This window comes from Porphyrobacter sp. MBR-155 (genome assembly GCF_040547625.1).
Lineage (GTDB): Bacteria > Pseudomonadota > Alphaproteobacteria > Sphingomonadales > Sphingomonadaceae > Erythrobacter.
Genome location: NZ_JBEPQB010000001.1, coordinates 131,645 through 151,405, shown reverse-complemented (window position 1 = coordinate 151,405; position 19,761 = coordinate 131,645). Strand labels below are relative to the sequence as shown.

The 19,761-nt window shown below is 63.3% G+C and carries 21 protein-coding genes; 8 read left to right on the top strand and 13 right to left on the bottom strand.

Annotation, left to right across the window (positions count from 1 at the left end; genetic code table 11):
• Nucleotides 1-162 precede the first annotated feature (162 nt).
• A complete protein-coding gene (locus tag ABIE62_RS00700; protein ID WP_354322693.1) occupies nucleotides 163-1,425 on the bottom strand; it encodes a threonine ammonia-lyase in 1,263 nt (420 codons plus the stop codon).
• A gap of 153 nt (nucleotides 1,426-1,578) precedes the next feature.
• Here ABIE62_RS00700 and ABIE62_RS00695 point away from each other — a divergent pair, with 153 nt between their 5' ends.
• Nucleotides 1,579-3,231 (top strand): amidohydrolase, encoded by a 1,653-nt coding sequence (locus ABIE62_RS00695; protein ID WP_354322692.1) that lies wholly within the window; start codon nucleotides 1,579-1,581, stop codon nucleotides 3,229-3,231.
• Here the strand turns inward: ABIE62_RS00695 and tatC are convergent, their stop codons facing one another.
• The 9 genes from tatC to ABIE62_RS00650 all read right to left on the bottom strand — a co-directional run bounded on the left by tatC (nucleotide 3,232) and on the right by ABIE62_RS00650 (nucleotide 10,679).
• Nucleotides 3,232-4,029: a twin-arginine translocase subunit TatC gene (gene tatC, locus ABIE62_RS00690; protein WP_354322690.1), complete on the bottom strand. Its 798-nt coding sequence runs from the start codon at nucleotides 4,027-4,029 to the stop codon at nucleotides 3,232-3,234.
• Nucleotides 4,016-4,390, bottom strand: a complete 375-nt coding sequence (tatB, locus tag ABIE62_RS00685) for a Sec-independent protein translocase protein TatB (protein WP_354322688.1) — start codon at nucleotides 4,388-4,390, stop codon at nucleotides 4,016-4,018. Before tatB ends, tatC begins: the two co-directional genes overlap by 14 nt.
• A gap of 35 nt (nucleotides 4,391-4,425) precedes the next feature.
• Nucleotides 4,426-4,662: a twin-arginine translocase TatA/TatE family subunit gene (gene tatA / locus ABIE62_RS00680; protein WP_354322686.1), complete on the bottom strand. Its 237-nt coding sequence runs from the start codon at nucleotides 4,660-4,662 to the stop codon at nucleotides 4,426-4,428.
• 97 nt (nucleotides 4,663-4,759) lie between these two features.
• The gene (gene scpB, locus ABIE62_RS00675) at nucleotides 4,760-5,365 is read right to left on the bottom strand and encodes an SMC-Scp complex subunit ScpB (RefSeq protein WP_354322684.1); all 606 of its coding nucleotides are present in this window, start codon (nucleotides 5,363-5,365) and stop codon (nucleotides 4,760-4,762) included.
• Nucleotides 5,362-6,153 carry a segregation and condensation protein A gene (locus ABIE62_RS00670; protein ID WP_454184760.1) on the bottom strand — a complete coding sequence of 264 codons (792 nt, stop codon included), beginning with the start codon at nucleotides 6,151-6,153 and terminating at the stop codon, nucleotides 5,362-5,364. The genes scpB and ABIE62_RS00670 overlap by 4 nt, the downstream gene beginning before the upstream one ends.
• A complete protein-coding gene (nagZ, locus tag ABIE62_RS00665; protein ID WP_354322682.1) occupies nucleotides 6,150-7,172 on the bottom strand; it encodes a beta-N-acetylhexosaminidase in 1,023 nt (340 codons plus the stop codon). The genes ABIE62_RS00670 and nagZ overlap by 4 nt, the downstream gene beginning before the upstream one ends.
• A gap of 197 nt (nucleotides 7,173-7,369) precedes the next feature.
• Nucleotides 7,370-8,062 (bottom strand): SPOR domain-containing protein, encoded by a 693-nt coding sequence (locus ABIE62_RS00660; protein ID WP_354322681.1) that lies wholly within the window; start codon nucleotides 8,060-8,062, stop codon nucleotides 7,370-7,372.
• Nucleotides 8,063-8,093: 31 nt separating this feature from the next.
• A complete protein-coding gene (gene argS, locus ABIE62_RS00655) occupies nucleotides 8,094-9,842 on the bottom strand; it encodes an arginine--tRNA ligase (protein WP_354322680.1) in 1,749 nt (582 codons plus the stop codon).
• A 186-nt stretch (nucleotides 9,843-10,028) separates the two neighbouring features.
• A complete protein-coding gene (locus ABIE62_RS00650; RefSeq protein ID WP_354322679.1) occupies nucleotides 10,029-10,679 on the bottom strand; it encodes a hypothetical protein in 651 nt (216 codons plus the stop codon).
• A gap of 102 nt (nucleotides 10,680-10,781) precedes the next feature.
• Here ABIE62_RS00650 and ispH point away from each other — a divergent pair, with 102 nt between their 5' ends.
• The 3 genes from ispH to rnhA are packed head-to-tail and all read left to right on the top strand — an operon-like array spanning nucleotide 10,782 to nucleotide 13,235.
• A complete protein-coding gene (ispH, locus tag ABIE62_RS00645) occupies nucleotides 10,782-11,774 on the top strand; it encodes a 4-hydroxy-3-methylbut-2-enyl diphosphate reductase (RefSeq protein ID WP_354322677.1) in 993 nt (330 codons plus the stop codon).
• A gap of 16 nt (nucleotides 11,775-11,790) precedes the next feature.
• Entirely contained in the window at nucleotides 11,791-12,762 is a 972-nt protein-coding gene (locus ABIE62_RS00640; protein WP_354322675.1) for a homoserine kinase, read from the top strand.
• 26 nt (nucleotides 12,763-12,788) lie between these two features.
• On the top strand, nucleotides 12,789-13,235 hold the full coding sequence (gene rnhA, locus ABIE62_RS00635; RefSeq protein ID WP_354322673.1) for a ribonuclease HI: 447 nt from the start codon (nucleotides 12,789-12,791) through the stop codon (nucleotides 13,233-13,235).
• Between the two features lie 36 nt (nucleotides 13,236-13,271).
• Here rnhA and ABIE62_RS00630 read toward each other — a convergent pair whose 3' ends face one another.
• The 3 genes from ABIE62_RS00630 to ABIE62_RS00620 all read right to left on the bottom strand — a co-directional run bounded on the left by ABIE62_RS00630 (nucleotide 13,272) and on the right by ABIE62_RS00620 (nucleotide 15,727).
• A complete protein-coding gene (locus tag ABIE62_RS00630; RefSeq protein ID WP_354322672.1) occupies nucleotides 13,272-13,448 on the bottom strand; it encodes a YegP family protein in 177 nt (58 codons plus the stop codon).
• A 63-nt stretch (nucleotides 13,449-13,511) separates the two neighbouring features.
• Nucleotides 13,512-14,639 carry an NAD(P)/FAD-dependent oxidoreductase gene (locus ABIE62_RS00625; RefSeq protein WP_354322670.1) on the bottom strand — a complete coding sequence of 376 codons (1,128 nt, stop codon included), beginning with the start codon at nucleotides 14,637-14,639 and terminating at the stop codon, nucleotides 13,512-13,514.
• A complete protein-coding gene (locus ABIE62_RS00620) occupies nucleotides 14,636-15,727 on the bottom strand; it encodes an alpha/beta fold hydrolase (protein WP_354322669.1) in 1,092 nt (363 codons plus the stop codon). Before ABIE62_RS00620 ends, ABIE62_RS00625 begins: the two co-directional genes overlap by 4 nt.
• Between ABIE62_RS00620 and ABIE62_RS00615 the strand changes: the two genes are divergently transcribed.
• From ABIE62_RS00615 to ABIE62_RS00600, 4 genes are all read left to right on the top strand, one after another.
• Nucleotides 15,711-16,202 (top strand): A24 family peptidase, encoded by a 492-nt coding sequence (locus ABIE62_RS00615; RefSeq protein WP_354322668.1) that lies wholly within the window; start codon nucleotides 15,711-15,713, stop codon nucleotides 16,200-16,202. The genes ABIE62_RS00620 and ABIE62_RS00615 overlap by 17 nt on opposite strands.
• An 89-nt stretch (nucleotides 16,203-16,291) precedes the next feature.
• A complete protein-coding gene (gene cpaB / locus ABIE62_RS00610) occupies nucleotides 16,292-17,392 on the top strand; it encodes a Flp pilus assembly protein CpaB (RefSeq protein WP_354322667.1) in 1,101 nt (366 codons plus the stop codon).
• Nucleotides 17,393-17,477: 85 nt separating this feature from the next.
• Entirely contained in the window at nucleotides 17,478-19,064 is a 1,587-nt protein-coding gene (locus ABIE62_RS00605) for a type II and III secretion system protein family protein (protein ID WP_354322666.1), read from the top strand.
• Nucleotides 19,065-19,083: 19 nt separating this feature from the next.
• Nucleotides 19,084-19,761, top strand: coding sequence for a CpaD family pilus assembly protein (locus ABIE62_RS00600; RefSeq protein WP_354322664.1), 678 nt, complete (start codon nucleotides 19,084-19,086; stop codon nucleotides 19,759-19,761).

The following is a 19,761-nucleotide window of genomic DNA, read 5'->3' as shown; positions in this document are numbered from 1 at the left end:
TTAAGAAAATCTTATGCCTGCACTGGCCCCGCGGTAAAAGTCCCTTAACCATAAATCCATGCGAATTATACGCGGGAATGCACGGTCTGCCGCACGAAGATCATCGGCGATGGCTTGAATCGGGAGGTTTCGCCTTCCCCGCAAGGCGAAGTTTCGCGCGGATCAGGCCAGTTCGACCATCTGCACCGAATATCCCTTGGCCCGCAGGCCTTCAACCAGCCGATCGACCTGATCGGCATCGCGCGCTTCGCATTCGATATCGGTAATCAGGCCCTTGGCCGGCAGCGTGGTGAAAATCCGCTGGTGATAGATTTCGATGATGTTGACGTTGTGTTCGTCAAACAGGCGCATCACCTTGAACAGCGCGCCGGGGCGATCCTGCAAGGTGATCCGCAGCCGCGCCAGCCGCCCCTGCCGCGCCAGATCGCGCAGCAGCACATTGGCGAGCAGCCGGGTGTCGATATTGCCGCCGCACAGCGCCAGGCCGACGCTTTTGCCGGCAAACCGCTCCGGATTGCTGAGCACCGCCGCCAGCCCCGCCGCGCCCGCACCTTCGACCACGGTCTTTTCGATCTGGAGCAGCAGCGCCACCGCCTTTTCCAGCGCGGGTTCATCCACCAGCAGAATGTCGTCGACCTTCTCGGCGATGACCTGCGCGGTGAAATCGCCCGGCTGTTTGACCGCGATCCCTTCGGCCAGCGTATCGCCGCCGCAATCGTGGCTTTCACCCTTGATTCGGTCGAACATCGAAGGAAACAGCCCGGCCTGCACGCCGATAACTTCGATGTCCGGATTCAATGCCTTGGCCACGGTTGCCATGCCCGAAATCAGCCCGCCCCCGCCAATCGGCGTGACGATGCAATCCAGATCAGGCTTCACGGCGAACATTTCCAGCGCCACCGTGCCCGCGCCCGCTGCCACATCGGGATCATCAAACGGATGCACGAAGGTCAGGCCCAGTTCCTTTTCCAGCATCCGGGCATGGGTATAGGCTTCGTCGAAGGTTTCGCCTTCGAGCACCACCTTGCCGCCGACGCTTTCGGTCTGCATCACCTTTACCGTGGGGGTGGTGCGCGGCATGACGATGGTGACGGGCACGCCCAACCGGGTGCCGTGGTACGACAGGCCTTGCGAATGGTTCCCCGCCGAGGCCGCAATCACCCCGCGCGCGCGCTGTTCATTATTGAGCAGCAGCAAAGCATTGAGCGCGCCGCGTTCCTTGTAAGCAGCGGTGAATTGCAGGTTTTCAAACTTCAACCAGATATCCGCGCCGGTGATTTCCGACAGGGTGATCGAATGCATCATCGGGGTTTTGACCACCGCGCCATCAATCCGCGCGGCGGCGGCGCGGACATCGTCAATGGTAAGGTCGGCCGGGCTGGCGGCGGCACCTTTGGGGCGGGATGATACAGGCTGTGTCGACATGATGCCGCGGCGATTAGAGGCTCGGCGCGCCAAGGGCAATTTGTTTACGCAGGGATTTTCTATTCGGCTGCGATTGGCAAGCGCGCGGCAAGGCGATAGTCACCGCGTCCGGTCTGTCTTGCCCGACACAATCACCCTGCCCAAAGGAAACCCATGCGCCGCACCCTTGCTTTTGCCTTTGCCGCCTGCTCGTTGCTCGCCCTTTCTGCCCCTGCGCTGGCCGATACGCTGATCGATAATGTCGATGGCGTGACGATTGATGGCGAAGGCAAGGTGCTGCGCTTCACCGGGCTGGTGTTCGATGATGAGGGCAAGGTTGCGGCGGTGCTGGGGCGCCGGGATAAACGCCCCGTGGTCGATTTCCGGCTGGATGGGCAGGGGCGCGTGATGATCCCCGGCATGATCGACGCGCACGTGCACGTGATGGATATCGGCTTTGCCGCGCTGACGCTCGACCTATCGGACACCACCTCGCTTGACGATGCGCTGGCGAAGGTCAAGGCGTTTGCTGATGACAATCCCGGTCGCCCGTGGATTTTGGGGCGCGGGTGGAATCAGGAAAAGTGGGGCTTAGGCCGCTTCCCCACGGCGGCTGAGCTTGATGGAGTGGTGGCAGATCGTCCGGTGTGGCTCGAACGCGCGGATAATCACGCCAATTGGGGCAACACGCTGGCGCTCACCACCGCAGGCGTAACCGCCGAAACGCGCGATCCGGCAGGCGGCATGATCATCCGCGACGCCAGCGGCAAACCAACGGGCGTGTTCATCGACAACGCCATCGGTCTGGTCGCCAAGGTCGTTCCCGCGCCGCGCCCCGAAGACCGCGATCTCGCCTTCTTTCGCGCGCAGGAAGTGCTGCTAGCCAAGGGTGTGACAGCGGTTGCCGATATGGGCACCGACATGGCTGATTGGGGCACCTATCGCCGCGCGGGCGATGCCGGACGGCTGCGCATCCGGATCATGGCCTATGCCGACAGTTTCGACACGCTGGAACTGGTCGCCGGGCCGCAGCCGACTGGCTGGCTGTATGACGACAAACTGCGGATGGGCGGGATCAAGATTTACCTCGACGGCGCATTGGGATCACGCGGGGCGAGCCTGAAGGCGCCTTACGCCGATGAAGCCGGGGTCAAGGGGCTGGCGTTCCTCACCCCGGCGCAATTGCGCAACCTGATGAGCCGCGCCGCGATGGACAATTTCCAGACCGCCGTTCACGCCATCGGCGATGCGGCCAATGCCGATGTTCTGGCGGCGATCGAGGAACTTTCCGAAAGCTATGCCGGCGACCGGCGCTGGCGGATTGAGCACGCGCAGATCATTGATCCGGCTGACATCGCGCGGGTGGGCCAGCACGGCATCATCGCCTCGATGCAGCCGCTGCACCAGACGTCTGACCGGACAATGGCCGAAGCGCGGCTGGGGCCGGATCGGCTGGGCGGGGCCTATGCGTGGCGCAGCATCGTGGCAGCGGGCGGACGGCTGGCGTTCGGATCGGACGCGCCGGTTGAACCTGCCGATCCCTTCACGGGCCTCGCCGCCGCGATCAGCCGCACCGATGCCGATGGCCAGCCGTTCGGCGGGTGGTTGCCGCAAGAAACCGTCAGCCGTGAACAGGCGCTCGCAGGGTTCACCTCCGACGCGGCCTTTGCCGGGTTCGCCGAAGGGCGCTTCGGCCGATTGATCCCCGGCGAACGCGCGGATTTCCTGCTGGTTGACCGCGACCCGCTGCTCGCCTCGCCCGACGATATTCGCGCCGCGCAGGTGCATGAGGTGTGGATCGGCGGGGTGAAGGTGAGCGGCGAGTAATTACTCCGCCGCCGCCTGTTCCTCGGTGTCGGCCACGCGCCCAGCCTCAACCTTGCGCTCCTGCAACCGCATCAGCACCAGCGATGCCTCGAACAGCAGGATCAGCGGCAGCGCCAGAATCACCTGCGAGCCGGGATCGGGCGGCGTGACAATCGCGGCAATCGCGAAAATCCCGACGATCACATATTTGCGCGCGCCCGCCATCTGCGCGCGGGTGACAATCCCTGCGCGGTGCAGCAGCAATAACAGCACCGGCAGCAGAAACGTCAGCCCGAAGGCAAGGATAAACTGCATCACCAGACTGAGATATTCGCCCGCGCTGGGCAAGGCCTGTAGCTGCATCCCCCCCGCCTCCCCGCCAAACCCGAGGAAGAACCGGAACGCGGTGGGCATCACCACGAAATAGGCGAGCGACGCGCCGCCCAGAAACAGCAGCGGGGTCGCGATCAGGAACGGCAGAAACGCCTTCTTCTCACGTGCATACAGCCCCGGTGCGACAAACGCCCAGAGCTGGTTGGCGATGATCGGAAAGCTGACCATGAAGCCCGCAAACAGCGCGACTTTCAGCTCGACAAAGAACACTTCGGGCAGTTTGGTGAAAATCAGCTGGCCCTCGCCATCGGGGAACGCCTGCTTCAATGGCCACACCAGAAAGCCGAGGATATCGTCGGCGAAATACAGGCACACCCCAAACCCCACCGCCAGCGCCAATAAGGCGCGGATGATGCGGGTGCGCAGTTCGATCAGGTGATCGAGCAGCGGCGCGCGGCTCTCGTCAAGATCATCAATCTTGAGCATGATCGCTGCCTTTGCGAGGGGTTTCGGGCGCAGGTTCCGCCGGAGTATCGGAAGGCGCATCAACCGGGGGCGGCCCGGCCATCAGCTCCGCATCGGAACTGGCCGCCACCTCAGCCTCGGTCAGGGCAGCGGAACGGCGCATGATTTCCTCGTTCTGCGCCTTCCACTTCTTTTCCATGTCTTCCAGCTCGGCTTCGCGTACCATCGTATCGATACCGCTGCGGAAATGGGCCGAGACCCGCCGCAGCTTACCGATCCACCGGCCCGCCACGCGCATGGCGAGCGGCAAGTCCTTCGGCCCGATCACAACGACCGCGACGATGATGATGACCAGCAGTTCTGCGGCGCCGATATCGAACATGCGAGGTGCGGCTCTACCGCCTCCTTCAGGCGAGGTTACGCGCCGGTCGTGTCGTTTTTATCTGCCGGAGCAGGGGTTTCTGCCGGGGGAGCGCCGTTGGCAGGCGGTTCGATCCGGGCCTTGGGCGCGGGCTCTTCAGTCTCGCTCATCCCCTTTTTGAAACTGGAGATGCCCTTGCCGAAATCGCCCATCATTTCCGAAATGCGCCCCCGCCCGAACAGGACCAGCACGACCAGTGCGAGGATGAGGATTTGCCAGATACCGATATTCATGGGGCGAGACTCGTGTTGGGTTGCGCCCCTTATATAGGGGCCTTGCCGCCGGGATGCCACCCGGCTGCGCAGGTGGCTTCGTAGCAGGATAACGCGGTTACGCGCTATCTCCTTCTGCTTCGGCATCATCGGGATCAAACCGCATCGCTTCTTCCAGCGCATCATCGACCGGATCGAGCAACCCGGCGGCGCGCAATTCGTCGATTCCGGGCAGATCGCGGCGGCTGGCGAGGCCGAAATGGTCGAGAAATTCGGGCGTGGTGGCATAGATCACCGGGCGGCCCGGCACTTCGCGGCGGCCCGCCAGTCTGATCCAGCCTGCCTCCATCAACACGTCCAATGTCCCTGCGCTGGTCTGCACCCCGCGAATCGATTCGATTTCAGCGCGGCTGACCGGCTCGTGATAAGCGATGATCGCCAGCACTTCGGTCGCCGCGCGGCTTAACCGGCGCACCTGCTCCTTTTCGCGCCGCAGCAAGTGGGCAAGATCAGGCGCGGTTTCAAAATGCCAGCGCCCGCCGCGCTCAACCAGATGCACCCCGCGCGCCGCATACTGCGTGGCGAGCGCGCTCAGCGCATCGCGCAAGTCGGCAGGCTCAACCCCGCCCAGATGCACGGCCAGCGCGGCAATGGTCATGGGTTCGTCTGACGCGAACAGGGTCGCCTCGACCGCGCGTTCCAGCGTTCCGGGTTCGCTGCTCATGGGCACGCTTCCTGCTTCAACCGCCGGATGCGCAAGGGAGCGAAGGCCGCTTCCTGCGCCAACTCCGCCCGCCCGCGCCGCGCCAGTTCCAGCGCCGCGACAAAGCTCGATGCCAATGCCGAGCGCCGCAGTGCCGGTTCAGCATGGGGAGGCAGAAAATCGCGGATATCCATCCAGTCGAGCGTCACGCCCAACATCGCCGACACCCGTTCGAGCGCGGAATCGAGTGTCATCACCGGGCGATTAGCGACGTGGTAGATGCGCGGGGCAGTGCGCGCTTTCACCTGCCCATAGGCCTGGATCAGCGCGAACATATCGCTGCGCCACACGGTCTTGCGATCGGTGCGCAGGCCTTCGGGCGCGCCCCGCACAAACACATCGCGCCCGATCCGGTCACGCCCCATCAGCCGCGCCGCCGCCTCACGCATCGCGCCGAGCCGTTGCAGACGCAATTGCAGGCGCAGCGCCAGTTCTTCGGGCGAAGGGTCTTCCTGCTCGGCCTTGGGCAGCAGCATCGCCGATTTGAGGTAGGCGAGCCACGCCGCCATCACGAGGTAATCGGCCGCAAGTTCCAACCTGAGCGCGCCGGCCCGTTCGATATAGATCAGGTATTGATCGACCAGCGCGAGGATCGAAATCTGCCTGAGATCGACCTTCTGCCGCCGCGCCAGATCGAGCAGCAGGTCAAGCGGGCCTTCCCAGCCATCGAGTTCGAGATAGAGCGCGTCCGTATCGGGCTTGGCCGGATCGGTCTGCGGGAACATGAAAGGTTCGGCCACGTCGTTCATGCCGCCGCCCCGGTCAGCGCCAGCAATTCATCGCGTTTCGCCAGCAATTCGGCATGGTCGGGCGCCATCGCCGGGGCAATCCGCGTGCCCGCCAGCGCGCGATCAAGCCGCGCGGTGGTGGCGGCTGACATGGGCGGGAGCGCCGCGCAAATGCCCTGCATGTCCGCCATCTTCGCCCAGCAATTGAGGATGATATCGCACCCCGCCGCGTGGGCGCGGGCGGCGCGTTCGGGGATCGTGCCGCCCAGCGCCTCCATGTCGATATCATCGGTCAGCAGCAGGCCATCAAAGCCGATTAACCCACGAATAATATCGGCAATGATGGTGGGGGACAGCGTGGCGGGGTTTTGCGCATCCCACACCGGGAACAGCAAATGCCCGGTCATGCCGATAAGCGCCTGATTCAGCGCGCGGAACGGGGCGATGTCGGCCTCCAGATCAGCAGCGCTCGCGGTCACGGTGGGCAGCGCCTTGTGGGTATCGACATCGCTGCGGCCGTGGCCCGGCATATGCTTGATGCACCCGGCAACCCCGCCTGCGGCCAGCCCGTCGATGATCGCGCGGCCCAAGGCGGCGACCTGCATCGGATCGCGGCCCAGCGCGCGGTCTCCGATCACATCATGCGCGCCGGGAAGGCGCAGGTCTAACGGTGGGTGATAATCGACCGTGATCCCCATCGCCGACAGTTCCTGGCCCATCGCGGTGGCATTGGCGCGGGCCGCCTCTATCGCGCTGGCCGGTGCCAGTTCATATAGTTTATCAAAGGATTCACCGCAGGGATAGGCCGACCACAGCGGCGGACGGAGCCGCGCCACTCGGCCGCCTTCCTGATCGATCGACACCAGCAGATGGTCGCGCCCATGGATGCTGCGCAGGTCATCGGTCAGGCTGCGCAATTGTTCAGGACTGGCGCAATTGCGAGCGAACAGGATATAGCCCGCCGGATCAGCATCGCGGAAAAACGCGCGCTCGTCTGCCGTCAGATGCGGGCCGCTGAGGCCGAAGATTGCCGGAATCATCTGGGCAAAATCGCAGGCTAGCGCGGCGCAAGCAAGGGCAAGGGGGTGTCTAGGGCGGGGAAAAGCCGATCTAATACCAAAGCGCGATGAGCATCGCCCATCGCGATTTGGTTAAGCCCGTGCGGCGCTTGAGCATAACCAGCGCGTGATGCGTCAGCATCTCAGCGCGCTGGCATAGGTCGCCTTTGACGCCGCCCTTACTTGATCTGGCAGTCGAGCCCGTCAGATTTCAGCGCCGCGCACAGCTGTTCGGCCGCAGCCCGATCCGGCACCACAGCCTGCAAGCGATAAACCGTGCCGATATCGACCTTGCCTTCGACCACCCGGTGTTTCACGCCCGCCAGCTTGTCAGTGCGGCGCGACAGGTCGTTCCACCCCTGTTCGGCCCGCGCGCGCGTGCCATAGGCGGCGAGCTGAACGCCGACGCCGGTTATGGCGGCAGGCGCGCTGGCAGGAACAGCATCTGTGCTCGATACTGTTGAAATCGACGGTTTGGGCGCTGTTGTTGCCGCAGGCGCATCCTTGGTCGCCACCACCGCCGGGCGCGTGCCGCCTTCACCCACTACGGGGGCAACATTGCCGGTTCCGGCAAAGGTCTTGCCGCCGGGGTTTTCGGGACGCTCCTTGATCGGCCCGGCGGGGGCTTCGATCACGCTGCCATCGGCCACCAGATCACCGCCAGCCGCCTTGTTCGTGAAGAACCAAACGCCGCCAACAACCGCGCCCAGCAACAACACCAACGCCGCGGCAAAGCCGAGGATCTGCGCCGTATCCAGCCCGCCCGCGCCATCATCCTCCTCATCGGATTCGAGCCACGGCAGGCTATCGGTGTCGGCAAGGTCAAGTTTGCCGTCAGCCTCGTTCAGTTCTTCATATTCAGCATCGATCATGGCGAACCTCGTGGCTTTCCCCCAAAAACGGCTACATCGTCTCTACAGCTTGGACGCCCAACACGCCAAGCCCATTGCGGATCACTTGCCCGATTGCGGTGCCAAGGAAAAGCCTTGCCGCAGTCAGCTGCGCATCCTGTTCCACGATGAACCGCTTTTCAACACGGTCATTACCCAGGTTCCAGAAGGCATGGAGGTCGCCTGCCAGATCATAGAGATAGAACGCAATCCGATGTGGTTCGCGCGCGCGGGCGGCGGCCTCGATTTCGCGCGGGAATTGCGCGGCGCGGCGGATCAGCGCGATTTCCTCGTCCCCCAACCGGTCGATCGCGGCTGGATCGGGCGCAAACCCGGCTTCCGCCGCCTTGCGCAGCGTCGATTGAATCCGGGCATGGGCATATTGCACATAAAACACCGGATTGTCCTTTGACGCTTCGACCACTTTGACGAAGTCAAACTCCATCTGCGCTTCGGGCTTGCGGGTCAGCATGGTGAAACGCACCACGTCCTTGCCCACTTCATCGATCATATCGGCAATAGTGATGAAATTGCCCGAGCGTTTGGACATTTTCGCAGGCTCACCGCCGCGCATCAGCTGCACCATCTGCACCAGCTTGACGTCGAACGGAATCGGGCGGCCTTCGCCTTCGGACAGCGCCGCGACCGCCGCCTTGATCCGCTTGACCGTGCCGGCGTGATCCGCGCCCCAGATGTCGATCAGCTCATCGGCGGTTTCGGCCTTTTGCATATGGTAGGCGAGATCGGCACCGAAATATGTCCATGCGCCGTTCGATTTCTTGATCGGGCGATCCTGATCGTCGCCAAATCTGGTCGAGCGGAACAGCGGAAGTTCGACCGGCTCCCAATCTTCGGGCGGGGCCTTGCCCTTGGGGGCTTCCAGCTCGCCATCGTAAACCAGATCATGCGCGCGCAGCCAGCCTTCCGCCGCTTCGGGCTTGCCTGCCGCCTGCAATTCGGCCTCTGACGCAAAAATATCGTGGTGGATGCCCAGCATCGCGAGATCGGATTTGATCAGTTCCATCATCCGCGCCACGGCTTGCTTGCGGAACAATGGCAGCCATTCATCCTCTGGCGCAGTGCGATATTGGTCGCCAAACTCCGCGGCCAGCGCCGCGCCGACCGGCTTCAGATAATCGCCGGGATAAAGCCCATCGGGAATCGCGCCGATATCATCACCCAGCGCCTCACGATATCTCAGGTGCACCGAGCGCGCGAGCACATCCACCTGCCCGCCCGCATCATTGATGTAATATTCGCGGATCACCCGGTGCCCGGCCCATTCGAGCAGGCTGGCCAGCGCATCGCCCACCACCGCGCCGCGGCAATGGCCCATGTGCATCGGCCCGGTCGGGTTGGCAGAGACATATTCGACATTGACCCGGCGGCCCGCACCGATGCTGGAACGGCCATATTGATCGCCCAGCGCGGCGATGGTTTTGAGCTCGTCCAGCCACGCGCCGGGCGCAAGCCGCAGGTTGATGAACCCCGGCCCGGCAATGTCGGCGTTGGTGATCGCAGGCTGCGCGCGCAGCTTGGCGGTAATTGCCTCGGCCAATGCGCGCGGATTGGTGCCTGCGCCCTTGGCCAGCACCATAGCCGCGTTGGTCGCTAAATCGCCATGCGCAGGATCGCGCGGCGGTTCGAGCGTGACATTGGCGAACGACGTGCCAGCAGGCAGCACGCCTTCTATCACCAGTTCACCCAGCACGGTTTCGATCAGCGTCGCATAGGCGGCATAAAGGGTTGTGGTTTCGGTCATCGGTTTCTCTTGCGTCTTGCGCGGATGCAAGAAAGGAAGCGGGGTCCCGGGTCAAGCCCGGGAAGACGATAGAATTAGCCAAAATTTGGCGCCAAAGGCGTCGCAAGGCCGACCGGCCGCCCGCAGCGACGCGGCCGCCAGGCCGCATGAGCGAGGATTTCGCAGCCCGGATGGGCTGCGGACAAACTAACGCGTCACATTATACACCAGTTGCGATTCAGACAGCTGGAAGCCGACCAGCATTTCGAACCGGGTGCGCGCAATCGCGGCCTTTACTTCGGGATCAGCCAGCGGATCAAGTGCAGCTTCGGCATCCCCGGCACGGCGTTTTTTGGTGATCTTTTCACGGATATCGTCGGGCAACGCGGCATCGGCACGGTTGATGTATGACCCGACCTTGCCAGCGGCGCTCGCGCGTTCCTGCCCATCAGCAAAGGTCAGGGTGACTTCGCCAACCCGCTTGCTCACCACCGCGCTGCCGCCGCGCAGCACAGTCACGAAATAGGGCAAGGTCACCGTGCGCGCGCCGCGCGTATCGGAGCGGCGGGCGTTCACATCAAACGTCGCCTCGCTGTAGACCTGTTCGCCGGTGTCGTTGCAGGTGGCGCGCAGATTGGTCATTGCCGCGCTGATATCAAGACTGTCGATACTGCGATCATCGCCGCTGCGAAAGGTGGTGACATCGCCGGTATAGTCAGGGATGCCGACCGCCGGGCACAGCGTGAGCACGCTGGTGACGCCAACGCCCTGATCGACCACCAGATCACCTTCCTTGGCGCAGCCAACAAGCGCCGCCATGACAGCAAGGGCAGAAAGTGAACGCATGCGAAGCATCATCAGAAGCCGTCCTATAATCCCAATCCGGTGCGCTGCTCTGTGCAGAGCCATATCGCAACCGCGCTCTAGCGAGAGACACCGCAAAGCGCTAGAGGAAGCGACATGAACGCGCCCTTTCCTGCCACCGCCCCCACCAACCGCGACACAGCCATTGCTTCGCGCGCCCCGCTCGACCTGCTGATCGCCGCCCCGCGCGGGTTCTGCGCCGGAGTCGACCGGGCGATCGAAATCGTTGAAAAGGCGCTCGAACGCTATGGCGCGCCGGTCTATGTCCGGCATGAAATCGTCCACAACAAATACGTTGTAGATGAGCTGAAGGCTAAGGGAGCGATTTTCGTCGAGGAATTGGACGATGTGCCCGATGATGCGCCGGTGGTGTTCAGCGCCCATGGCGTGCCCAAGGCGGTTCCGGCCGAAGCCATGCGCCGCAAGCTGCTATATGTCGATGCCACCTGCCCGCTGGTTTCCAAGGTGCACCGCCAGGCCGAACGCCAGATCGAAAAGGGCCGTCACATCATTTTCATCGGCCACGAAGGCCACCCTGAGGTGATCGGCACGATGGGTCAGGTCAATCCGGGGCAGATGACGCTGGTAGAAACGATCGAGGATGTCGACAAGCTGCCGTTCGATTCCGACGAGGAACTGGCCTACCTCACCCAGACCACCTTGTCGGTCGATGACACGGCCGAAGTGATCGCGGCGCTCGAACGGCGTTACCCCAATATCAGCGGGCCTCGGGCAGAGGATATCTGCTACGCCACGTCGAACCGGCAGGCGGCGGTCAAGGATCTGGCACAGGATTGCGATCTGGTGCTGGTGATCGGCTCACCCAATTCGTCCAACGCACTGCGGCTGGTCGAAGTCGCTGAACGGCTGGGTACGCCTGCCAAGCTGATCCAGCGCGCCAGCGAGATCGATTTTGCCTGGCTCGATGGGGTGACAACGCTGGGGCTGACCGCTGGCGCATCGGCACCGGAAATTCTGGTGCGCGAAGTGGTTGACGCGCTGGGGCGCTATCGCCCGGTCGTGGAAAAAACCATCACCGCAGCGGAAGAAAAGATGGTGTTCAAACTGCCGCGCCAGCTGACCGAGTAACGGCACGGCGCGCGCTATGGCGGTTTATACGCACCTTGGGGCCGAAGAACTTGCCCTCCTGATCGCGCAATACGACGTGGGCGAGCTGGTATCGGCCAAAGGCATTGCCGAAGGCGTGTCGAACTCCAACTGGCTGGTGGACACCACCGGCGTTGAAGGGTGCGGCGCACGGTTCATCCTGACGTTGTATGAACGGCGGATCGAAACGGCTGATCTGCCTTACTTCCTCGACCTGCTCGATCACCTGTCGGCCAAAGGGTGCCCGGTGCCGCGCACCATGCACGACCGGTCAGGCGCGTCGTTCCGCATGGTTGAGGATAAGGCGGCGGCGCTGATTGAATTCCTCCCCGGCGTCTCACCCGCCCGGCCCACCGCAGAACAGGCGCGCAGCGTCGGCGCAGTGCTGGCGCAGATGCATTTGGCCGCGCGCGATTTTCCGCGCACCCGCGCCAATGCGATGGATTTCGCCGCAACCGCGGCAATCCTTGATGCCTGCGGTGCTGAACGGCTGGCGACCATTCACCCGCAGCTTCCGGCGATGCTGGATCACGCCCATGCGGCGGCGGCGCTCGATCTGGCCGCGCTGCCCGTATCGCAGACGCATACTGATCTGTTTCCCGACAATGTGCTGATGCTGGGCGACCGGGTGACAGGCCTGATCGATTTCTACTTCGCCTGCACCGGGCCGATGGCGCTTGATCTGGCGGTGACCCATGCGGCGTGGTGTTTTGATGGCGCGAACCGGTTTCAGCCCGAACTCGGCAGCGCGTTGATCGCAGGCTATGAAAGCATCCGTCCGCTCGAACTGGCGGAGCGTGCGCTATTTCCAGCGATTGCGAAGGGCGCGTGCCTGCGGTTTGTCGCCAGCCGCGCCGAAGACTGGCTGGACACCCCCGATGATGCGCTGGTCACCCACAAGGACCCGATGCAATTCGCCGCCCGCTGGAAGTTTTACGACACTGTAGGCGCGGACGTGCTTGCAGGCTGAACCAAGGCCCGCCAAGGCTCTTGCCCATGAAACAGGTCGAAATCTTTACTGACGGCGCGTGCAAAGGCAATCCCGGCCCCGGAGGTTGGGGCGTGCTGCTGCGGATGGGCAATCACGAAAAGGAAATGTCGGGCGGAGAGCCTGATACCACCAATAACCGCATGGAAATGACCGCCGCGATCATGGGACTGAACGCGCTGATCGAGCCGTGCGCGGTCGATCTGTATTCTGACAGCAAATATGTGCTCGATGGAATGAGCAAGTGGATTCACGGCTGGCAGCGGAATGGCTGGATCAATGCATCCAAAAAGCCGGTGCGCAATGCCGATTTGTGGCACGACCTGATCGAAGCCGCGCGCCCGCATCAGGTGACATGGCATTGGGTGCGCGGGCATAATGGCCACCCGGAGAACGAACGGGTCGATGCGCTCGCCAGCGCAGAAGCCGCGCGGATCGCGGCGGGGAACGCCTGACAACCGTCAGCCTGCCCCCGCCAGCACCGTCACAAATCAGCTATTATCTTCAACCTCGGCACCGGGGCCGTTTTTCTTGATCGAATCAATCGCATTCTGCGCGCTCGATTTGCTGGAATAACCTTCGGTCGAGAACATGATCTCGGAATTATATTTGAACCGCACGCGAAACTCGCCCGCCTTGTCCTTGTAGATTTCAAACTTGTGAGCCATCGGCTTTCCCCTTCCCTTGTGGTTGATTGACAAAGCGAACCTGCCAGATCGGGCAAAGCTTGGCTAGCCCGCTTGCGCTTGTCTGGTAAGGTAAAACCGCCCCGGCGCATACATTGCCGGATCGATCCGTGCGGTCATCGCGTCCGCCTCCTGCCCCAGCAGTAATTGCGCCCCCAACCGGGCAGCAGCGGGCGCGGTCTGGATGCCGAATCCGCCTTGGCCGGCAAACCAGAAGAAGCCCGGTTGATCGGGGTCCGCCCCGTAAACCGGCAGGCGATCAGGCGCAAAGCTTCGCAGGCCCGCCCAGCGCCGCTCAACCGCTTCGATCCGCCAGTCAGTCACCTGCTGAAACTGGTCGATGGCAATGGCGACATCGATTTCCTCAGGAGCGGCGTCGCACGGATCAGACGGGACTTCATCATGCGGGCTGAGCCACAGGCGGCCATTATCAGGCTTGAAATAAAAGCCGCCGTTGATGTCGAGCACCAGCGGAAGATCAGCGGGCGCGTGCGGAGCAACCCGCAATACCGCCACGGTGCGGCGCAGCGGGGTGATGCCGATGGGGCGCACGCCCGCGATCTGCGCCACCTCGTCCACCCACGCACCCGCCGCGTTGATAATCGTGGCCGCGCGCCATTGCTGCCCACGCTCGCTGGTGATCGTCGACACGCCGCCATGCCGATCAATCCGGGCCACCCGCGCCCGGCAGGCCACGTCGACCCCATGCCGCCGTGCTGCGCCCAGATAATGCTGGTGCAGCCCCGCCACATCAATATCGGCGCAGGCCGGCTGATACAGCGCCTCGCTCCAATCAGGGCGGATATGCGGCACCATGTCGGCAAGCGCTGCGGATGACAGGCGTTCGATCGTCACGCCCGTCCCGGCGAAGGTGGTGAAAAACGCATCCATCGCCGCGCGGTCTTTTCCCCGCCCGACGTAAAGTGCGCCGCGCGGGGTCAGAAAACCGTGCTCTTCAAGATAGGCCCCCGATGCCAGCGTCAATGGCACCACGCCCGGCCCGCCATAGCATTCTTCGCGGAACGCGGCTGAGCGTCCGGTGGCGTGGTATCCCGGCGCGTCTTCGGCTTCTATCAGCAGCACGCGCGCATGGGGCGCGAGTTCGGCGGCGATGCTGGCACCGGCCATTCCGGCCCCGATCACGGCAAAATCATAGATCGTCGCGGCGGTCACTTTTGCGGTGCCTCCCGATCAAGAAATTCGCTGATGGCTGCGATCACGCGGTCGCGCACTGCATCGACTTCGCGCAGGATTTCGTGATGCGCTTCTTCGCCTAATGCCACCAATTCGCCCTTGGGAAGACGGCGCGCGGCGGCGACATTGGCCGGGTGGCTAACCAGCTTGTCGGATGATGTCGAAAGGATCAGCACCGGCACGTCCACCGCCTCCATCGCGCCAGCCGCCTCCAACCGCCGCGTTGAGGCATAGGCGCGCTCGACCCAGCGCCAGCTCGCCGGGCCCATCACCAGTTGTGGGCGGTGATCGCGCCACCAGATTTCATCGGCGTAGCGCTCCGCGTCATGAGTCAGCAGGTCAGCGCGGTCGGCAGGCAGTTCACCCGGCTTCTCGCTCCACTTCCATGCCTGCCGGGTGGGATCGCCCACGGTGCACATCAGTTTGGCGACCGCTTGCAGCAATGGCAGCGGCAATGGCGGGCCGCTGACCCCGGTCATCGGCGCGCTCAGCACCGCCGCATCGGGGCTGACCCGATGATCAACCAACGCGCGCAGCACCAGATGCCCGCCCATCGAATGCGCCGCCAGCACATGCGGCCCCGGTGTTGCGGCGACCCAGCGCGGCCAGAAATACGCGAGGTCATCGATCCAGACGTTGAAATCCTCGATATGCCCGGTGACTGCATCCTTGCCCAATCGCCCAGACCCCGCCTGCCCGCGCCAGTCCGACGCTGTGACCCGCCAGCCTTCACGGTGCCATTGATCAAGCGTTTCGAGATATTTTTCGTAGAAATCACCGCGCCCCGGAAAGAACAGGATTGACCCGCGCGGGGTATCGCCCTCGCCTGCTCCGGGCCAGTCGATCCGCCGGATCGCATGGCCATCGCCCGCCTGCCATGTGCTCTCACGCGCATCAGCGGGGATCGCTCTCCTGTCCGTTGCCGCGCTTGTTGAATTATCGTGAATGGCCAGCCTCCCAGCATGGTTACTATTTGGTAAGTCATAAGCTGTAGCAATGTCCCCAATGAAGGGCCGCCCGTGCGCATCGCACGGCAACTTCGGGGGCACAATGTTGACGAACACCATAACCTACGGACTGCTGATCGCCTTGGCAATTGCACTGGTGGTAGCCGCATTTACCGACATCCGCCGGCGTCAGATCGACAATTGGCTGAACGGCGCGATTGCGCTGGGCGCGCCGCTGTTCTGGTGGTCAAGCGGCCTGTCCCTTTGGCCCGATGTTGCGATCCAGCTTGGCATGGCGCTCGCCGCGTTCGCGCTGCTGGCCGGACTGTTTGCGCTAAAGGCGATGGGCGGCGGCGATGTGAAGCTGCTTACTGTGCTCGCGCTGTGGGTGCGGCCCGAACTGTTCATGCAGCTGCTGGTGATCATGGCGATCGCCGGAGGCGTGCTGACCATTGTGATGTTCTTCTGGCACACCATTCGTCGGCAAAAGGAACGGCTGGCGATCCCTTACGGCGTCGCCATCGCGTTTGGCGGGCTGTGGGTGCTCGCCGCCAACTATCTGCCGAGCGCCGCTGTTGCGGCTCAGTCGCTGTGAACCCGATTTTAACCAATCGGGACTTACACGCAGAAACCATACCTGCCCGCTAACCAGCTAAGGGCATTTACGAGGGGGCTATACAAGCCATGGATAGGAAGAAACTGGTTCTGCTGCTCGGCGCGCTGATCATCGCGATCGGAACAGCCTTTGCTGCTCGGAGCATCTTCGTTGGAGACGCGGCCCCCAAAGCCGAGGCCGCCGCTCAGCCAACCGGCCCACGGGTTCTGGTCGCCAAGCGCGCTCTGCCCGCAGGCACAATCATCACCATCGATGCGCTGGGCTTTCAGCCCTGGCCCAAAGAATTGGTGCAGGACGCCTACTTCATCGACGGCGAAGCCGACATGAACAAGCTGCTCGGCACCGTGGTGCGTTATCCCGTCACCGCTGGTGAACCAGTCACGCAAGGATCGCTGGTAAGCCCGGGCGACCGTGGCTTCCTCGCCGCAGCGCTCGGGGCGGGTATGCGCGCCGTGACGGTGCCGGTGTCGGCGATGACCGGGGTTGCCGGGTTCATCTTCCCGGGCGACCGTGTCGACCTGGTGCTGAGCCAGGAAATCCCAAGTCTGGACGATGGTCCGCCGCTGCGGGCTGCCGAAACGATAGTGCGCAACCTGCGTGTGCTCGCCACTGACCAGACCACGGAAAAGACCACCGATGAAGACGGCAAGACCGTGGTGACCGAATTCCGCACCGTTACGCTCGAGGTAACGCCCAAGATCGCCGAGAAGATTGCGGTGGGCCAGACCTTTGGCACGATCAATCTGGCGCTGCGTTCGATCGCGGACAACCAGTCGGAGCTCGAACGGGCGATTGCCTCAGGCGATGTCCAGATCCCGGCCAATGCCTCGCCCGAACAGGAAGAAAAACTGCTGAAAGCTGCGATGGCCCGTCCGATCGACAAGACTGCGTCCTTCGTGACCGGTGCCGACGTGTCGCGCTTCCAGCGTTCGACCGCAGGGGTCAAGGATGCGCCGGCCAGCAATGACTCCTCGCCTGCCCGGGCTTCGGGTGGAGGCGGCGCGCCGGTCAATGTTGGCCCAAGCGTGCGAGTGACCCGCGGCAATGCAACCACCGAAACACCGGTCAGCAGCAAGGCCTCGAGCACTGCCATCCTGAGCGCTCAATCGAGCGGCACGCGCAGCGCCGGGGCCAAACTGCCCGCCGCTGGTTCGACCTTGGCGTTCTGAGGGGAACCGCACCATGCCGATCATCACTTCGTTTCGTCCGCTTTCGACCAAGGCGAGCAATGGTAAACCCGAGGGGGGACAACCCATGACACGCAAGTTCAAGACCAAGCTGCTGGTGGCTGCCCTTGCGGCAGTCCCGATGGTGGCAATGCCCGCGACCACGGCGATTGCCCAGCAGGTCGTCAGCCCGGCGCAGGAAATCGTCCTGTCGATCGGTCGCGGCGAGCTGGTAACGGTGCCTGGCGCGATGGCGGACGTGTTCGTCGCCAATGACTCCGTTGCCGATGTGCAGGTCAAATCGCAGCGCCAATTGTATGTGTTCGGCAAGGCGGGCGGTGAAACCACCATCTACGCCAGCAACGCAAGCGGCGATGTGATCTTTTCGGCCAATATCCGGGTCGGCTCGAACATTGGCAGCGTCGATCAGATGCTGGCAATGGCGATGCCCGATGCCAAGGTGAGCGTGTCGACGATGGGCACCAATACCGTGCTGCTGACCGGCACCGTGGCTGCCCCCGAAGACGCTGCGGAGGCTGAACGCCTTGTCCAGGCCTTCCTTGGCGAAGAAGCCAACGTCATCAGCCGCCTCAAGACCGCTACGCCGTTGCAGGTGAACCTCCATGTGAAGTTCGCCGAAGTCAGCCGCAGCCTGCTGCGCGAGATTGGCGGCAATCTGCAGACCGCCGATGGCACCGGCGGCTTCCGCTTCGGGGTAGGCACTGGCCGCTCGATTGGCGGGGAGGAGTTCAACTATCGTGGGCCGCTGGGTGTCGGGAATGGCGCCGGGCAGACGTCTATGCTGCTGCCGGACGGCACCGAAATCGTCGGGCCTTCGGTTAATTCGGCTGACGGAACTTCGATCGCGGGCCTTGGTCGGCTCTTTGGTATCAACACACTCGGCGCGCTTGATCTGTCGGAACGCCTCGGCTTGGTGACGACGCTCACCGAACCGAACCTCACCGCCCTCTCAGGTGAAACCGCGATGTTCCTTGCGGGCGGCGAGTTCCCGATCCCGATCGCGCAGGGTCTGGGCCAGGTCACAGTGCAGTTCCGCGAGTTCGGCGTCAGCCTCGCCTACACCCCGACGGTGCTGTCAAACGGCCGCATTTCGCTGCGCGTGCGCCCTGAAATTTCGGAACTGTCGACCCAGGGGTCGATTGTCCTGAACGGCTTCCAGGTGCCTGCGCTGACAACCCGCCGGACTGAAACCACGGTCGAACTGGGTTCGGGCCAAAGCTTCATGATCGCCGGGCTGATGAGCGCCAATTCGCAAAATACGCTCGACAAGGCACCCGGCCTTGGTGACGTGCCGATCCTCGGCAACCTCTTCCGCAGCCGCGAATTCCGCCGTGGTGAAACCGAGCTGGTGATCGTTGTCACCCCCTATCTGGTCAAGCCGGTGGACGCCAAGGACATCAAGCTGCCGACTGATGGCTTCCGCTCCGCCAACGAGTTCCAGCAATTTCTTGGCTACCAGGAAAATGCGGGTGTCTCGGGTGAGCAGCGCCCCGCGCCGACATCGTCGCAGCCCGATGCGCCGGAGCCCAAAGTGAGCGCAGCCGATCCGGCCGCAATCGTACCGACGCAGCCTGAAAAGCCGCGCCGCGCCGACAAGAAAACCCGCAAGAACGAACGCGAGGCCAGCGCAGCTGCCCCGGGCTTCAGCCTCTAACGTGAGAAAGGTCAAAACGATGCCTCCTGCACGAAACAATACGCTGGCACGGATGCCCGCCCTCGCCCTTGCCGTTACGCTTGGCCTGGGGCTGGCGGGATGCGGTGGGATGCCCACCAATACCTCGCTTTACAGCACCAAACAGGCGGTGGTGGAACGCGCCACCTTCACGATGGATGTGGCCACCAGCGCAAGCGGCCTGCCGATTTCGGAACAACAGCGCCTGATTGGCTGGTTCGAGACGATGGATCTGCGCTACGGTGATCGCGTCGCGATCGACAACCCCGGCCAGAACCCGGCAGTAACCACTGCGGTTGGCGATCTGGCATCGCGTTATGGTCTGATGATCAGCGATACCGCACCGGTCACCAACGGTTTCATTGAACCCGGGCAGGCCAGGGTGGTGATTACCCGCTCGACCGCTTCGGTTCCGGGTTGCCCGGACTGGTCGGCCAAGTCCGACATGAACTATAACAACGCCACCAGCCCTAACTATGGCTGCGCCATCAACAGCAACCTGGCGGCGATGGTAGCCGACCCGCAGGACCTGCTCGAAGGCAAGAAGGGCGCGAGCGAAACCGTGATCGCCACGTCGAACAAGGCGATCTCAACTTATCGTGAAACAGCTCCTACTGGAGCCGCCGGGTTGATGGATGCGTCGACCGGCAGCGGCGGTGGTGGCGGCGGAGGAAACTGA

Coding starts and splice junctions, on each gene's coding strand:
- ABIE62_RS00615 (WP_354322668.1), top strand. CDS start 15,711: ATGTTGACGAACACCATAACCTACGGACTGCTGATCGCCTTGGCAATT.
- ABIE62_RS00670 (WP_454184760.1), bottom strand. CDS start 6,153: ATGAACGACGTGGCCGAACCTTTCATGTTCCCGCAGACCGATCCGGCC.
- ABIE62_RS00620 (WP_354322669.1), bottom strand. CDS start 15,727: ATGGTGTTCGTCAACATTGTGCCCCCGAAGTTGCCGTGCGATGCGCAC.
- rnhA (WP_354322673.1), top strand. CDS start 12,789: ATGAAACAGGTCGAAATCTTTACTGACGGCGCGTGCAAAGGCAATCCC.
- ABIE62_RS00630 (WP_354322672.1), bottom strand. CDS start 13,448: ATGGCTCACAAGTTTGAAATCTACAAGGACAAGGCGGGCGAGTTTCGC.
- cpaB (WP_354322667.1), top strand. CDS start 16,292: ATGGATAGGAAGAAACTGGTTCTGCTGCTCGGCGCGCTGATCATCGCG.
- ABIE62_RS00640 (WP_354322675.1), top strand. CDS start 11,791: ATGGCGGTTTATACGCACCTTGGGGCCGAAGAACTTGCCCTCCTGATC.
- scpB (WP_354322684.1), bottom strand. CDS start 5,365: ATGAGCAGCGAACCCGGAACGCTGGAACGCGCGGTCGAGGCGACCCTG.
- ABIE62_RS00605 (WP_354322666.1), top strand. CDS start 17,478: ATGACACGCAAGTTCAAGACCAAGCTGCTGGTGGCTGCCCTTGCGGCA.
- ispH (WP_354322677.1), top strand. CDS start 10,782: ATGAACGCGCCCTTTCCTGCCACCGCCCCCACCAACCGCGACACAGCC.
- argS (WP_354322680.1), bottom strand. CDS start 9,842: ATGACCGAAACCACAACCCTTTATGCCGCCTATGCGACGCTGATCGAA.
- tatC (WP_354322690.1), bottom strand. CDS start 4,029: ATGCTCAAGATTGATGATCTTGACGAGAGCCGCGCGCCGCTGCTCGAT.
- nagZ (WP_354322682.1), bottom strand. CDS start 7,172: ATGATTCCGGCAATCTTCGGCCTCAGCGGCCCGCATCTGACGGCAGAC.
- ABIE62_RS00600 (WP_354322664.1), top strand. CDS start 19,084: ATGCCTCCTGCACGAAACAATACGCTGGCACGGATGCCCGCCCTCGCC.
- ABIE62_RS00660 (WP_354322681.1), bottom strand. CDS start 8,062: ATGATCGATGCTGAATATGAAGAACTGAACGAGGCTGACGGCAAACTT.
- ABIE62_RS00700 (WP_354322693.1), bottom strand. CDS start 1,425: ATGTCGACACAGCCTGTATCATCCCGCCCCAAAGGTGCCGCCGCCAGC.
- ABIE62_RS00650 (WP_354322679.1), bottom strand. CDS start 10,679: ATGATGCTTCGCATGCGTTCACTTTCTGCCCTTGCTGTCATGGCGGCG.
- tatA (WP_354322686.1), bottom strand. CDS start 4,662: ATGAATATCGGTATCTGGCAAATCCTCATCCTCGCACTGGTCGTGCTG.
- ABIE62_RS00695 (WP_354322692.1), top strand. CDS start 1,579: ATGCGCCGCACCCTTGCTTTTGCCTTTGCCGCCTGCTCGTTGCTCGCC.
- tatB (WP_354322688.1), bottom strand. CDS start 4,390: ATGTTCGATATCGGCGCCGCAGAACTGCTGGTCATCATCATCGTCGCG.